The following is a 15,303-nucleotide window of genomic DNA, read 5'->3' as shown; positions in this document are numbered from 1 at the left end:
CCTCCTGAAATAGTAAAATAATAACGAATATGATAATATCAAATCTCGGTCATAAACATTTTGGCCGTGATAAGCTCGATAGGATCCTTAGCTGTATAAGATACAGTTGTAGGATTAATTAAAGTAGTACCAGGATACCATGACGCTGCTCTGGCCCTCTGATGCTCTTTAAAACAGATATCCATCTTATATTCATTCTCCAAACATATGAGATTATGACTCCCGTTCAGAGCCTCTTGTACTCCTTCATATATACTATCTATAACATCCATAGGATGTTTACTCCATGTGGAATTACCCGTTCCATCTTTAGTTGCCACAGTTACTATATCCTCGCAAATGGTTTTAGCCTGTTCGCATATACACTTATCACCAGAGATAAATACAGATGGTACTTTGTAAGCCACGGCCCATAATGCGTTTAGGGTAAACTCCGATGCCAGACAGTCATTTATTTTGATCCAGTTAAACCATCCATGCTCTACAGTATGAGCTAAAGGGCTGCCGTCAGAACCTTCCGGTGCATGATACCCAATGTATATAGCAGCCTGAAAGCTTTCATCCAGTCCGCCCATCATTGCAGCGGGAGAACAACGCCACCCTCGAATCATCTCAACCCCTCTAGGCATACCGTTCATATCTATATTGACTGCATCTTCATGCCCATCTTTGACCACGACTTCATAACCCATATCTTGCGCCGCTTTACATGCAGCTGCAGTTTCCTTGGTCATTTGCATACAGGCTTCTGCGTATCCTTGTCCACCATATCGGGTTTCTTCCCATCTGGTAACGCCCGTTATACCTTCTATGTCCGCACTGATAAATACTCTCATTACTATTTACTCCTCTAATAATGTTATATAATATGTTAAACGCAAGAACCATGCCACATGTATTTTTATACAAATTCAGGGAACTTTGAACATTTTCAAAGTTCCCTGAATGCAATATAAAAGAAAAATATTTTATGTAAAATTATATTTCATATTTGCGGATTTTTTGTCTCAAAAGCTGGGGAGATATTTTTAAATCTTCAGCTGCCTTGATTACTGATCCATTATTATCGTTCAAAGCCGTCATCACAATCCTCTTTTCTTCTCCATCCATAAACTCTTTAAGAGAACAGCCACTTTCAAGAAATTCTGTATAATCTCTAATTACCGTTTCTTCTGATGCTGTCTTTTGTTCGCTAAAGACCGTGTTCCTCATGATTCCAATTATATCCTCATAACCTATAGATTCTCCATTGCTCTGATAGTAAAGCATTTCGACCGCATTCTTTACTTCTCTTATATTTCCAAGCCATGTACTTTCAGCGAAATACTTCTCTGCATCTCTCGTAAATGATTTCCTGCTGTTCCCTGCCTTGTTATATAATCCCAGATAGTATTTTGCAATCAACAATGCATCTTCATTGCGTTGACGAAGTGGCGGCAGTTCCAGCTGGATAACCGCAAGCCTGTAGTAGAAATCTTGCCTTATATCTTTGCTATTTATTATATCCGATGCTGAATGGTTGCATGATGCTATTATCCTGACATTAAATGTATACTCTCTATCTCCACCTATGGGCCTGACTCTCTTGTCTTCTATAGCCTTCAGCAGTTTCCCCTGTACCGATAATGGCATAGTATCGATTTCATCAATAAACAATGTCCCTCTATCAGCCATTCTGAACATCCCTCTACTCTCGACCGCATCAGTATAACTGCCCTTTTCTACACCAAATAGTATACCTTCCAGTAAACTTTCAGGAATGGCATTACAATTGAGATACACAAACGGTTTAGTCTTACATCTGCCCGCGTTGTGGATTACATGCGCCAGCAGTTCTTTGCCTGTACCCGTCTCCCCGGTGATCAGTATCGGTGCACTCAGATCAGCTATCTTAGCGATTTTAGTCTTGATGAGCAACATCTTAGGTGATTCTCCAACAATATCATCAACAGTATACCCTCTTAAATCATCCAGATTACAATAGATTCCAGGATCATTTTCTCGCAATACGTCCTTCTTTTCATCATAATAATATGTAATTTCCATAGCGCCTGCTATTTTATCCCCGTCTTTTATCAGTAGAGTATCACTTGTCTGCTTGACTCGTTTACCTCCCCTGGTATGGAGTTCCTGCGTAATGCCTAAGGTCTCTTTACCTTGTATAACGGCAACTTCAAGAGTGCTTGTCTCATTATCAAGATTTTCATAAAGTTCCGGAACGGTTTGCCCAATCATTTCTTCTGGCTTCAAATCGAAAAACTCAGGTATTTTAACATTGGAATACTCAACTTTGCCTTCTTCATCGACAAGCATTATATCGTTGACTATTTTTCCCCTATATCTCGTGGTCATCATCTCACCTGCCTGTTCAGTTTATATCTAAGCAACTGTTTGCTAATGCCCAGATGTTCGGCCGCCATCTTCAGGCTTCCGCCATCCTCCATGTATTGCTGCGATACTATATTAGTTTCAAGGCATCTCATCCTTCCAAGTAGCCCATCCCGCTCAACAGAGTTTTCACCTGTTGAAGCTGAATCAAGTATATGATCCGGGACATCATCAATTGTAATCTTGTCATTATCACTAAGTGCGAAAATACTTTCCATAAGATTTCGTAACTCTCTAACATTTCCCGGCCAGGAATAAGCCTCCAAAACTTTCATTACTTCTTCAGTCGGTCTACCTACATTAGAATTAGTCCATCTGTTGAAGTAGTCAATAAAGAAGTTTATCAGAAGTGGCACATCACCCTTTCTCTCACATAGAGGCGGTAATTCAACATAAATAACCGCTAACCTGTAATACAAGTCTGGCTTGAGCCTATGCTCGCTAAGCAAATCTTCTGGCCGTTCGTTCGTAGCCGCTATTATGCGAACATTGATCTTCTTTTCTTTCAAAGATCCTACTCTTCTGATGATTTTACTTTCTACAGCTCTCAATATTTTCGTCTGCATACTAGTGCTAAGAGAATTGATTTCATCCAAAAATACAGTTCCGCCCTCTGCCAGTTCAAAGATCCCGGCTTTGTCCTCAGCTCCTGTAAAACTCCCTTTGACAGTCCCGAACAGTATACCTTCCAAAAGGTTTTCGGGAATAGCACCACAATTTTGTGATACAAAAACTTCTGCGAATCTTTTACTGCAATTATGTATCGCCTGTGCAACAAGTTCCTTTCCAGTACCCGTTGCACCATAAATCAAAACATTTGCGTCAGATAAAGCGAACTCTTGCAGTCTCCCCTTAATATCGTTCATATGCGAATCTGCAGTTATTATGTCCCCTAGGATATATTTGGTGTTATTAGCTCTGTAAAAAGTGTTCTCCACCTGATCGTATATCCTTGCAATATCCTTTCTTTCATAGAAAAAATCGCTGAACTGTATTGCCATTACCGGTTCACCTTCTCTAAACACAGGATATGCCGCGCCTTCGATAGTTATGCTATGGCTATTGGCATCAGTTACGTCAGCTTCAAAATGCTCAAAAGTTTCACCTTTGTCCACAGCACGTAGCAACGGATAGTCATCTGTAATATCCGTAATGACATCTTTCAGTTTTAATCCAGACAGATCCTTTGCCCCCTCATACAGGTATTCGGCGTTAGCTACATCGGCAAAGAATATCTCGTGGTTCTTATCTATTATGACAAAATCAACATACTTGTCAGCATTCAGCAATGTACTCCTCCTTGCCGCCTACTATGGTCATTACAGGCAGAATATCCTTGATTTCTATCGGATCCACAGTAAATATATCTTTGTCCAGCAGCACCATGTCAGCATAATACCCCGGCATGATTCTTCCCTTTACGTCTTCCATAAATTCGTCATATGCACTCTCGTATGTATAGGCATCTATTGCAGTTTCAATATCTACGCACTCTTTTGAGTAGAAGCCTTCTTCAGGCATCCCGGCCTTATTCTTACGCGTAACAGCATGATAGATATTCGGAAAAGGGTTACAGTCTTCAACCGGGCAATCTGTGCCGTAAGATAAATGTGCGCCTTTCTGAATAATCGACCCGAAGGCATAGGATGTTGAAGCTAAAGATTCCCCAACAAGTTTCTCAACGATTTTCATGTCATAATCTATGAACACTGGTTGAGCAAAAACAAGAATATCTTCTCTGGCTATTCTATCCAAAAGTTCTTCGTCCGTTATCTGACAATGAATCAACCCGTGTCGCAACTTATTTTCACCATCGACAAAAGCTTTTTCATAGGAATCTATCGTCTTTCGCAGCGCCTCATCTCCAATGGCATGTGTAACCACTTGTAGACCATATTCCCTAGCCAGTTTGCAATAAGCATCCATGTCTTCGCTAGTGATCCATTCGAGTCCATGATTATTCATATCACCAACATAACCATCTCTTACTAAGGCTGTTCTAGCTCCAAGGCTTCCATCCTTAAACAGCTTAAGCGGTCCTAAAGTTAGCCATGAATCTTTCGGGTAGTCGCCGCAGGCAAACTCGCCAGATTCGAGATACTCCTTAAACTGTTCCAAATCATTAAAGCATACCTGATGTCTATACCTTAATTTTGCCTCTCCCTTATCATAAATGTCGTGTAACATGTGAAAAGCAGCAGGGCCATTCATGAAAGTAGTTCCCACATCATTGCTTTGAACACTTGTTAATCCATGCCTTACAGCATAATCCATAGTCTCAAGCATAATTCTCCTGCGCTGTTCCATAGTAAAATCAGGCACTATATTCTTAGCTACATTACACCCATTACCCGTGAAAATGCCATTTGGTTTCCCATCATCACCTACTAAAAAGTCTCCATCCTTGAATCTTCCTTTATCTCTATCCATTTTCAGCATATCAATTAGTTTTGTATTAGTTGATACAATATGTCCGCATACTCTTTCCAGCACTATAGGATATTCGGTGCTTATCTTATCGAGATCATGCCTATCCGGTAACCCGCTGCCATTAGTAAAATTGTCCTGATTCCAACCAATTGCATGCATACCATGCCTAACGCTATCAGGATGCTCCTCTGCGAACCTCCTGCAGATGTCAATCATCTCTTCGATGGACTCTGCGTCTTCTATGACTGCTTGGTTTCTCGTCTCGCCAAACTGCATGAAATGCAAATGCGAATCATTCAGCCCAGGTATCAGAGTCCTTCCTTTACAGTCTATAACCTCCGCTTCAGCTTTACTCATAGACAGTATTTTTTCATCCGATCCTACTGCTTTGATCAAGTCATCTTCAATAAGTACCGCCTGGCGATAATCGCCTTTCTCAACGTAAACTTTTGCATTGAATAATACCTTTTCCATGTTACACCTCTTTTACTTTATGGCCGGTGAATTCTATAACTCTCCTTGCCAAAATTTCCATGGGATCCACATACATTTCACCCAATGATTCATCCTTTTTTATTATCGACAATTCAGTGCAGCCCATTATAGCCTTGGAACAACCAGTTCCTAGGACTTCCTTCTCTATTTTCTTCCAAATAGTGGTATCGCAAGCATTACCGCTTTTGATACAATCATATATCTCATACATTACATTTCTCTGTCCTTCATCACTTAAAACGTAGGGTTCAAGGCCTTCTTTTAGCAGAGCTTTCTGATATGCTCCGATCTCTATAGTTCCGTCTGTAGCAAGGATGGCTATTTTATCTCCGCTGCATATTTCTCCCAAATACGACGCAGTATCATTTATCATATGAATGAATGGAATGCTGATTTTCTCCTGAATTATATCTACAAAATAGTGAGCTGTATTGCAGGTGACAGCAATTGCGGAACAGCCTGCGCTTTGCAACAAAATTGCATCTGACAGCATGCGTCGAGTGACATCATCAGTATTTCCACTAAGTATAGCTTTGGTCCTATCCGGCATCTGTGTATCACTTAAAATCAGCATTTTAACATGTTCTTGATCAGAATCAGCTACCGTCAATTCTGTGACCATTTTATAAAACAACTGGCTCGCCATAGGGCCCATACCGCCTATGACACCAATCATCTTATCGTCACTATTTATCGTCTTCATTTATACTGCCTTTCAAAAAATCCTGTAACCCCATGGCTTGCTTGCCGCGTATACCTGTAATCGAATCCGCATGCCACAAAGAGCTGATAACTGCCTCTTCCACAGCTTCTACTGTGCTTTCAAATACCAAATCTATGGAATCGTCGTCAAACATCTTGTACTCAAGTATTTTTCTTTTGCTGTAATGAGGTACACGATTAGCCGTAGTAAATGCTATTGCTATATCGCCACTCCCATTACCGCAATATGATCCAGTCCGGGCCAAAGCAATAGTTGCACGTTTAGATACACGGTTCAACTGCCTCTCCGACAATGGCAAGTCTGTTGCTATCAGTATTATTATAGAGCCTTGGTCTTTACCAGCTTCTTTAGTATCATAATGTTTGCCTCCAATGACCAGGTTTCCAGCACCGCCGAAGTTAGACATTACAAGAGCGCCAACAGTATACTTCTTGCCATCTGCTTTGATAATGCGAGATGCCGAACCTATACCTCCCTTTAAACCCAGGCAGCACATGCCCGTACCTGCGCCCACAGCGCCTTCTGCGAATTTTGTGCCCGCGTCAACAATCGCCTCAATAATATGCTTTTCTTCTATATGCAAGCCCCTGATATCATTCAGCCTACCGTCATTGCACTCTGTTACAAGGCAATTAACAGTACCTGTCTTCACGCCTATATCAGGATTTTGCTTCAGCATATATTTTGTAAGAGATGTAAAAGCGGTGCCTATGCTCAGTGTATTGGTCATGACTATAGGTGTTTCTATGGTGCCCAGTTCCTTTAACTGGATCAAGCCGATGCTTTTGCCAAATCCATTTATTATGCTTGCTCCTGCCATGACCTTATCTCTAAATATATTTCCTTCATGTGGCAGCACAACAGTCACTCCAGTATTGATGTCCTGAACAGGATCTTTCAAAGTCACCTGCCCCACCTTGACTCCAGGCACATCTGTAATAAGATTTAAAGGCCCTGCTGGCCACTTGGAATGCAGGTTCAGACCTGACAGTTCAGGTAATCCCATATGCTTCATCTCCTCACTATATTTATTTCTATAAATATACATTACTATACCACATTATTCTTCAATATTATAGTACGTTCATGATTTTATATCTGCAGAATAATCATACTCCTTCTCATTATCTCAGATATGCCTTCATCATATTTTATATAATTATATTTGCTTTTATTTCTAGTTACCGGATTTCTAAATGCGTACCTTTTTGTTTCGGAATTTCATGCACACGTACCTGTCTCCGTAGTTTTTTCCATATGCATCATGCAAAGGCACTTTCATCACCTAAAAAGGCATGTAGTTCAAACCCTGATACTCGTGGATGCAAATATATGAAAGATTGATAGAATTTATTACCGCATAATGAATGCCCCACTCCATTTAAGGCGTGGGGCTAGTCGTTGTGCTTTATTCAATTGCGTATAATCTGCTATATCACAGTATGCGTATTACAAACTATCTAAAACAGCATAGCACCATCTCTGTGTTATTCACAGTAATATACTGCTAAATTACTTTTGCAATAATAAATGCATGTTATCCATACAAATTTAAAGCCCCGTCATAAACATCTGTGCAATCCTTAGTTCAAGTGGCGTCGTAGCAGTATATTCCACAATATGACTATTAATCCTAGATACTCCAGGATACCATGCTGCCCTTTTTGCTTTTGCATGTTCCTTAAAATTAATAGTTAGCTTATACTCCGATTCCAATGGTATAATCGGAATACTTTCCCTAATCAAAAGAGCATTTTTGACGCCTTCAAAAATTTCTCTCGTGACAACTTCCGGATGCTTATTCCAAGTAGAATTACCAGTTGAAATTTTGGTTGTAACCGATACAATTGACGGGCTCTCTTCCTTAGCCAAATTACAGATTCCCTCATCACCCGAAATAAATATTGAAGGGACATGATATGAATCAGCCGTAATTCTATTAATTGTAAATTCTGACGCTATTTTATTATTGATTTTAATCCAATTAAACTCGCTATGCTCAATTGTATGTGCAAGGCAACTAGTGTCAGAACCTTCCGGTGAATGATATCCAATATAGATTGCCGCATCGTAGGTTTCATCTATTCCTGCCATCATTGACTCTGGGGTTGTCATCCAACCTCTTATTAATTCAACGTTTTTAGGCAACTTATCATGATGCAAGTTTAACCCTGCATCATGACCGTCTTTGACTACCACTTCATATCCTAATTCAATCGCCGCATCACATGCTGCAGTTACTTCTTTATTCATCTGTATCTGTGCTTCTTCATACCCTAATCTACCGGGTAATGTTTCGTCCCAACTAGTAACACCCGCAATTCCCTCTATATCTGCGCTAACGAACACTTTCATTATAAGTCTCCTTTAATGATAGAACTTTTTTATCTCTTATCCCAACCACAGTATTAGCATGATATAATGAACTTATTACACACTCTTCTACCGTTTCGGCCGTAGCCTCGAAAATATCGTCAATTTTATCATCATTAAACATCTTTACATCTAGAATACATCTATCGGAAAAATGAGGGACTGTATTACCATTTGAAAAAGCTATTGCAATGTCTCCACTACCGTTCCCTAAAAATGATCCTGTTCTTGCAAGCCCTACTGTTGCCCTTTTAGCCACTCTTCTTAATTGCCTTTCATTTAATGGTATATCGGTTGCTATGATTATTATACAGGAACCTTGCTCTGGTTTGTTACACTTTTTATACGTTTTATCTGCTAGTGTACCATCGATTCTTAGGTTACCTTCCATGCCAAAATTTGACATCAGTATAGCACCAATCGTATATTCTTTTCCATCAAATTTTACAACCCTGGATGCAGATCCTATTCCACCTTTCATCTCCATGCAAATCATGCCTGTTCCTGAGCCTACATCGCCTTCATCAAAATCAAGGCTTGCGTTTTCAATTGACTCTAATACATCCTGCTCAGATATATGCATTCCCCGTATATCATTCAATTCACCATCATTGCACTCAGTAACAATGCAGTTAACTGTACCAGTGGACACCCCGATTTCCGGATTATTCATTAGCATATATTTTGTTAAGGCATTTAGTGCAGTACCTACACCAAAAGTATTTGTCATTACAATTGGAGTCTCAATCGTACCAAGCTCGTCAATTTGAATTAATCCTACGCTTTTACCAAAACCATTGATTACAGATGTGCCAGCAAGGGTCTTGTTTTCAAATACATTTTCCTCCCTTGGAATAATGGTAGTCACCCCCGTATGGATATCTGCATTACTGTCTTTTTTTGTTATCTGTCCCACCTTTACGCCTGGAACATCTGTTATTAGATTACGTTTTCCCTTTTTAAATTTATTTCTAAGTTTAATGTTACTATTCTCTGGTATACCCATTATTTCATCACGCCTTTCTATTCTTCAGTTACACTTAGATCCTTCTTTTCAGCTTTTAATTTCCTATCAAATATAAAATATACTACTGCTCCTAACGCTGGAACAACTAACCCGACAAGGGCTGTAATAGGATCCTCAACCAATGTATTAATCATAAGAGCCGTATATATTACTGCAGTTATGATTACTGTAACAGGATAACCCCATGCCCTATATGGACGCTTAAGTTCTGGGTATCTCTTCCTGTAAACAATTACTGCTACTACAGTAAGCATATTAAACATCATTCCTGCAAAAACCACCAACGATGTTAGCTGATCCAAATTTCTCAATAGCACTAATACACTTGCTATGACAGCTTGGGCTATCAAAGCGACGGTAGGCACATTTGTCTTTGGATTGATATGCCCAAAAGCCTTAAAGAAATGGCCCTCCCTTGCCATCGCATAGTAGTTTCTAGGGAATGCTATAATCATACCATTTAGCGAACTAAACATTGCAATTACCATCGTAGAAAAAACAAGTATACCTCCAACTCCGCCAAATACTGTTTTTGCCACAGCCGTACCAAGATATAAGTCTCCACCATTGATCATTTGAGTCACTTGATCAAACGGTAACACTTTGTAAATAGCAAAGTTGAAAAGTGTGTATATCAGCGTAATCGCGCCAATGCTTATTATTAATGCTCTAGGCAAATTCTTGGCTGGATTTTTCATCTCTTCTGCTACCGAATTTAAATTTGTCCATCCCTCATATGCCCACAGTGTTGCAACGGTCGCAAAAGCTATCATCCCTATGATACTACCAAAACTAGCATCTCCATTGGCACTTGTCAATGATAAATCCGGATTAACTTCTCCTTTGAGTAACGCGGCCATAATAATAACCACAATAGGTATTATTTTTGCTACCATAGAAATACTTTGCAGTACTGTACCTTGTTTAATTCCAAGACAATTATACAACGTTAAGGCAACTATTAACACTATTGCTATAACTTTAATAGTCATTTCTGACATTTCAAAGTACCCTTTAAATATAGTTGGCAAGGCTATCGCAATAGCAGATATCGATCCCGCACCTGATAATAACCAACTAGTAAAGCCAAACATATAACCAACAACGGGATGATATGCCTCATTAAGATAAACAACCATGCCTCCTGATGCGGGGCGAGCTGCACCTAATTCCGCAAAGCACAATCCACCAAGCAGCGATACTCCACCACCAATTACCCAGCAAAGCAATGCTAACCCCATTGACATGCCAGTTCTTTCCAACACATAAGACCCGAGGTAAAATATTCCTGATCCAATCATAATACCACCGACAATACTTATGCCACCGAAAAGACCGATCTCTCGCTTTAAAGAACCTTCGTTCGAAGTCTTTTCACTGTTATTATTCATTATTTTTTTCTCCTCACTTTTGTTAAATCGTATTTGAATATTAATATTCTTAATCCAATAAATGCAAAACTAATGCCAAAAGGAAAAGTTATGCAAACCATGCTATGTTGCTAATTCTTGTACGGTTCCTATTACTATTTTTTGTGTTTAATTGGATATAAACCATTTAAACACTATTCTTTGTTTTGGTTTGTGTATATTACGGCGCGTGAGACCCACTGTCACGGCAAAATAGAGCCACCGTCTCGGCGTTTCAGAGCCACTGTCACGGAGAGAGAGCCACTTCCCTCCATGACAAGGCTCTTTTTTCTTAGATATTTTCCAGTCTAAACCGGTTGCTCATCATCGGTAATGGCATTACCAGAAGCTTTGAGGCCATGCCGTTCTCTCATTGATATCCGACCGGCTATCATAACTTCATAAGCATTATGTATTATCCTGTCCATGATAGCATCGGAAATCGGGCTATCATTATCCTTATTCGAATTTATGCGCTCATACCACCCTTTTGGCTCGTACTGAGTGCAGAATATGATAGAGCCACTCTCACAACGTGATTCGATGATCTCAAGCAAGTCATACGCTTCCTGAGAGGAAATCGTCCTGATCAGCCATTCATACAGTATCAACAGATCGACTTTGTGGAAAGTGCGAACGGCCTTCTTGAATGTCCCAAGGTTCCTCGCTACATTCAACTCATCGAGCAATTCCGGCATACGTATGTAACGCACTGTCTTGAATCTTCTGCAGGCTGCATTACCTAGTGCGCAGGCAATGTATGTCTTGCCGTTGCCGGAAGCGCCTTCCAGTATGATGTGGTGATGGTCATCTATGTACTGACAGGTGGCGAAACGAGTCAGTTCGGTCTTGTTTAGTTTTCTGTCTTTATGATATTCGACTTCTTCTATGGAAGCGCTTGGGGTAGCAAATCTGGCAGTCCTGATAAGTCGATTGAGTTTGTTGTTCCGTCTTCGATTCCATTCCGCATCGACCAGGAGCGAGAAACGTTCTTCGAAGTCAAGATCACTGTATGTAGTTGGGTCTTCAAGCTGCGAGACAAACTCGGAAGCCATCGATGAAAATTTCATTTCACGAAGAAGTTCAATAGTAGATTGATTACTCATCTGCATTCTCCTCCTTCGCATAATATGAAGCACCACGAGTGATGCCATAATGGCTTTCACTTGTATCGCTATGGTCTTCTGTATGTTGCCTGCTTTTTAAAGCCGCAGTGATCATTCTGACGGTAGGTGTTTTAGCATAATTTAAAGCATGTTCGCAAGCCAGTTCAAATCTCTCTGATCCATATTTTTCACAGAGTTTAGTTAAGTTGGCGCAGGCTTTGAATCCCTGTTCAGGTTCTTTTCCGGAGAAAAGAAACAGATCTACCACTTCAGAAGTGCTTTTACCTATAGAATCTGCCCATAATGTAAAATCATCTGCATTGTACGACAGGTATTTTCTATGTGCTTCAGGCATATGCTCGGGTACCACTATTGGATCCCGTAGCTGATTACTCTTTCTTTGATGAAGAGCTACACGTCCGCCGTTAAAATATACTTCGACCATATTTCTTGTCAGTCGGATATCTACATCTTTTCCGATCAGATCAAATGGTACAGAGTACTTGTTTTTTCCGTCAGAAATGAGATAATCAAGTGGGACCTTTGCAGTGGACCATACTGCAGGTTCATATGGCGCCAAAGGAAGCTGCTTCATAAAATCGCGCTCTTCTTCGATGTATGCGGTGTAACGGTTTCCTTTCCGCTTTTTAAACGGGATCCGATTGAGCTCCTCAAGTTTTTCCTTTACCGCTTGCTGTACTTCACCGAGTGTAAAGAATCTACGATTTCTGAGCGCTGCAATGATCCATGTTGATGCAAACTTCACTGTTCCTTCTGCGAGGCTTTTGTCTTTAGGGTGCGCTACTCTGGCTGGAACTATAGCTGTATCATAGTATTCGGCAATTTCATAGTAGCTTTTGTTGATAAGTGTTTCATATCTGGTATTTCTGATAACTCCTGTTTTAAGGTTATCAGGGATCAGCAATCTGGTAACGCCTCCAAAATATGAATACGCGTGCACATGGCATAAGAGCCATGATTCCGACTTCATATCAGAGCAGGCCTCGACATACGCATAGCAACTGCAAGGCAATACTGCTACGAAGATATATGCAGGTGCTTCGCCGCACGCCATATCATATATCGGAACAGTTTCGCCTGCCCAGTCTACTTGCATGACATCACCGGGTTTATGCTTGATACGCATAGTAGCCTTACTGAGTTTGGCCCAATGACGATACCTTTCACAGAATTGCGTGTACATGTATGGAATGTCGTTGCTCGTATAGCATTCAGTGCAGTATTCATTCCATAAGAGCGTAAGATTTACATTCTTTTTCGCAAGTTCCTTATGCAAATATGTACAGTTGGGTTCCTTGCGGATCAGACCTGCTTCACATTCTTCAGGATGAAAGAGTTTTGCCAGATCATTGTTTGTCACGTTATCGTCAATAGGCCATTTGATGCCATCTCTTTTAGAGATATACAATACATCCCTGACAGTATTACGTGAACAATGCAGGCTACGGGCTATTTCCCGCTGTGTGTATTCAAGGTTTATCAACCTTAGGATTTCTCGATAATTTATCATAATTACCGCCTCCTTAATGATAGTCACACATACGTGTGCTGATACCATTATAGCGGATTATTACTCAAGTGGCTCTCTCTCCGTGACAGTGGCTCTGAAATGCCGTGACGGTGGCTCTAAAATGCCGTGACAGTGGGTCTCTCATGCCGTAATATACAGTTTGTAAACGATTTTGTTGGTATTACCCTTTTAACTGTTTTGCCGTCTTGGTATAATTATTGCATCAACTTATTCTATATTTAGGAGGAGAAGTTATGAATACAATGAATATTAGTACACAAATTATTGAGGATGAAATGGAATTTTGGAGCGTTCCTTCGCTTTCAATTGCTGTTGTAAAGAATGGCTGCACACCATATTACAATAGTTTTGGCATAAGTGACGTTGAAAACGGAATAGAATCCAAATGTACAACAAACTATATAATAGCATCTTGTTCAAAAGCTATGACCTCGGCCGTTATAGCTATACTTGTAGATAAAGGATTATTAGATTATGATGTTCCTATAACTAATTACATTGAAAGTTTTAAGTTATTTGACCAAAACGCTACCACTAATTTAACAATTCGTGACATTCTGTGTCATCGGAGTGGCCTCGGTGGACACGATACCATTTGGCCTAATCAGAAAAGCATTACCGATTTTATAAATGGCTTCGAATATTTAAGGCCTAGTGGAATATTCAGGGAAAAAGCTCAATATAGCAACATAATGTACTCTGTGCTAGGAGCTATAGTAGAAAAAGTTACTGCTCTCCCTTGGCCTGAAGCAATAAAAAAGTATCTCTTCGATCCGCTAGAAATGCATTCTACTTATTCAGCTTATAGCAATACCATTACAGATACTGATATTGCTAAACCATATCAAATAATTAACAATCGACTTACAGAACTCAAATATTGGAACTTGGACTCCGTTTCCCCCGCCGCCTCAGTTTCCACAAATGCGATAGACATGTCTAAATGGCTTACTTTTTTAGTTAATCATGGCTGTACAACAGGTGACGAGCAATTGATTTCTAAAGAAACTTTCAAGCAAATGTGTAGCAAGCAAATTGACTATGATGATGCACTTGGAGTAGATATAAATTTGTTTCCTACCGACGGCTACGCTATGGGATGGCAAACTGGATGGTATAGGAATCATTATTTAATCAAGCACATGGGCAAAATTGAGGGATTTAGTGCTATTCAAATTGTGTTGCCTGAACCTAAAATTGCAATTGCATTAATGATGAACTTGCATTCGCCATCAGTTCCCATTTTTCATACCATAGCCTACACTATACTAGATAGTCTTTTAGATACTAAAAAAACAGATTGGGTTAAAATATTTCGAAAAGATACCATTGTAACAGCAGAAACCTACAACGATTGCAACTGTGATTTATATGCGAATTGCTATCCTAACGCGCACCCTATCGTTAACAAAATAGTAAATCCCAGTTATTTAGGGAAATACCTTAATAACGGATATGGAGAACTTACAATTGAGAAAAAGCAGAATAAACTTTTAATGCTATATAATCAAAGAGAATACACCCTAAACAGCTTCTTATCTTGCCCTTATGAAATTAAGAACTTTAAAGAGGATATTATATCCTATAATTTACCTCTTAGCTTCATCACTAACACAAACAATGAAGCAATTGCAATAAAGGCAAGGTTTGAGCCCCTTATAGATGATATCATCTTTCACAAAGTACAATAACAGTCTTTCACAAGATTGTGTCCGTATAATGGTGTAAAAGAGAGAATTGGAGAGATCAAAAAAATATAGAGCCAAATGCTCCACTTTCAAGTATAATTGAAATTGAAA

General features: G+C 39.7%; 12 protein-coding genes. 1 reads left to right on the top strand and 11 read right to left on the bottom strand.

The features are described 5' to 3' along the window. Positions 1 to 38: 38 nt before the first annotated feature. From EV211_RS08070 to istA, 11 genes are all read right to left on the bottom strand, one after another. Complete coding sequence (locus tag EV211_RS08070) at positions 39 to 836, bottom strand: M55 family metallopeptidase (RefSeq protein ID WP_133528924.1); 798 nt, start codon at positions 834 to 836, stop codon at positions 39 to 41. A 142-nt stretch (positions 837 to 978) separates the two neighbouring features. After that, positions 979 to 2,355, bottom strand: a complete 1,377-nt coding sequence (locus EV211_RS08065) for a sigma-54 interaction domain-containing protein (protein WP_133528923.1) — start codon at positions 2,353 to 2,355, stop codon at positions 979 to 981. Further along, a complete protein-coding gene (locus tag EV211_RS08060; RefSeq protein WP_133528922.1) occupies positions 2,352 to 3,677 on the bottom strand; it encodes a sigma-54 interaction domain-containing protein in 1,326 nt (441 codons plus the stop codon). Before EV211_RS08060 ends, EV211_RS08065 begins: the two co-directional genes overlap by 4 nt. Then, a complete protein-coding gene (locus EV211_RS08055; RefSeq protein WP_133528921.1) occupies positions 3,664 to 5,292 on the bottom strand; it encodes an amidohydrolase in 1,629 nt (542 codons plus the stop codon). The genes EV211_RS08060 and EV211_RS08055 overlap by 14 nt, the downstream gene beginning before the upstream one ends. A 1-nt stretch (position 5,293) precedes the next feature. Next, positions 5,294 to 6,016 carry an aspartate/glutamate racemase family protein gene (locus tag EV211_RS08050; RefSeq protein ID WP_133528920.1) on the bottom strand — a complete coding sequence of 241 codons (723 nt, stop codon included), beginning with the start codon at positions 6,014 to 6,016 and terminating at the stop codon, positions 5,294 to 5,296. Beyond that, positions 6,000 to 7,043 carry a DmpA family aminopeptidase gene (locus EV211_RS08045; protein WP_133528919.1) on the bottom strand — a complete coding sequence of 348 codons (1,044 nt, stop codon included), beginning with the start codon at positions 7,041 to 7,043 and terminating at the stop codon, positions 6,000 to 6,002. Before EV211_RS08045 ends, EV211_RS08050 begins: the two co-directional genes overlap by 17 nt. A gap of 545 nt (positions 7,044 to 7,588) precedes the next feature. Then, positions 7,589 to 8,392 carry a M55 family metallopeptidase gene (locus tag EV211_RS08040; RefSeq protein ID WP_133528918.1) on the bottom strand — a complete coding sequence of 268 codons (804 nt, stop codon included), beginning with the start codon at positions 8,390 to 8,392 and terminating at the stop codon, positions 7,589 to 7,591. After that, positions 8,376 to 9,416 carry a P1 family peptidase gene (locus EV211_RS08035; protein ID WP_133528917.1) on the bottom strand — a complete coding sequence of 347 codons (1,041 nt, stop codon included), beginning with the start codon at positions 9,414 to 9,416 and terminating at the stop codon, positions 8,376 to 8,378. Before EV211_RS08035 ends, EV211_RS08040 begins: the two co-directional genes overlap by 17 nt. A gap of 17 nt (positions 9,417 to 9,433) precedes the next feature. Continuing rightward, positions 9,434 to 10,828: an APC family permease gene (locus EV211_RS08030; protein ID WP_133528916.1), complete on the bottom strand. Its 1,395-nt coding sequence runs from the start codon at positions 10,826 to 10,828 to the stop codon at positions 9,434 to 9,436. Positions 10,829 to 11,154: 326 nt separating this feature from the next. Continuing rightward, the gene (locus EV211_RS08025; RefSeq protein ID WP_133528915.1) at positions 11,155 to 11,952 is read right to left on the bottom strand and encodes an ATP-binding protein; all 798 of its coding nucleotides are present in this window, start codon (positions 11,950 to 11,952) and stop codon (positions 11,155 to 11,157) included. Next, positions 11,945 to 13,483 (bottom strand): IS21 family transposase, encoded by a 1,539-nt coding sequence (gene istA, locus EV211_RS08020; RefSeq protein ID WP_133528914.1) that lies wholly within the window; start codon positions 13,481 to 13,483, stop codon positions 11,945 to 11,947. The genes EV211_RS08025 and istA overlap by 8 nt, the downstream gene beginning before the upstream one ends. 254 nt (positions 13,484 to 13,737) lie before the next feature. Between istA and EV211_RS08015 the strand changes: the two genes are divergently transcribed. Further along, entirely contained in the window at positions 13,738 to 15,195 is a 1,458-nt protein-coding gene (locus tag EV211_RS08015) for a serine hydrolase domain-containing protein (RefSeq protein WP_133528913.1), read from the top strand. Positions 15,196 to 15,303: the final 108 nt, after the last annotated feature.

It is taken from the genome of Aminicella lysinilytica (assembly GCF_004362975.1).
Taxonomy (GTDB): domain Bacteria; phylum Bacillota; class Clostridia; order Peptostreptococcales; family Anaerovoracaceae; genus Aminicella; species Aminicella lysinilytica.
The sequence above is the reverse complement of the archived record's forward strand: the minus strand, read 5'-3'. Positions and strand labels throughout refer to the sequence as shown.

Excerpts from the sequence above, each read along its gene's own strand:
- EV211_RS08070 (WP_133528924.1), bottom strand. The coding sequence starts at position 836 with ATGAGAGTATTTATCAGTGCGGACATAGAAGGTATAACGGGCGTTACC.
- EV211_RS08065 (WP_133528923.1), bottom strand. The coding sequence starts at position 2,355 with ATGATGACCACGAGATATAGGGGAAAAATAGTCAACGATATAATGCTT.
- EV211_RS08055 (WP_133528921.1), bottom strand. The coding sequence starts at position 5,292 with ATGGAAAAGGTATTATTCAATGCAAAAGTTTACGTTGAGAAAGGCGAT.
- EV211_RS08050 (WP_133528920.1), bottom strand. The coding sequence starts at position 6,016 with ATGAAGACGATAAATAGTGACGATAAGATGATTGGTGTCATAGGCGGT.
- EV211_RS08045 (WP_133528919.1), bottom strand. The coding sequence starts at position 7,043 with ATGGGATTACCTGAACTGTCAGGTCTGAACCTGCATTCCAAGTGGCCA.
- EV211_RS08040 (WP_133528918.1), bottom strand. The coding sequence starts at position 8,392 with ATGAAAGTGTTCGTTAGCGCAGATATAGAGGGAATTGCGGGTGTTACT.
- EV211_RS08035 (WP_133528917.1), bottom strand. The coding sequence starts at position 9,416 with ATGGGTATACCAGAGAATAGTAACATTAAACTTAGAAATAAATTTAAA.
- EV211_RS08030 (WP_133528916.1), bottom strand. The coding sequence starts at position 10,828 with ATGAATAATAACAGTGAAAAGACTTCGAACGAAGGTTCTTTAAAGCGA.
- EV211_RS08025 (WP_133528915.1), bottom strand. The coding sequence starts at position 11,952 with ATGAGTAATCAATCTACTATTGAACTTCTTCGTGAAATGAAATTTTCA.
- istA (WP_133528914.1), bottom strand. The coding sequence starts at position 13,483 with ATGATAAATTATCGAGAAATCCTAAGGTTGATAAACCTTGAATACACA.
- EV211_RS08015 (WP_133528913.1), top strand. The coding sequence starts at position 13,738 with ATGAATACAATGAATATTAGTACACAAATTATTGAGGATGAAATGGAA.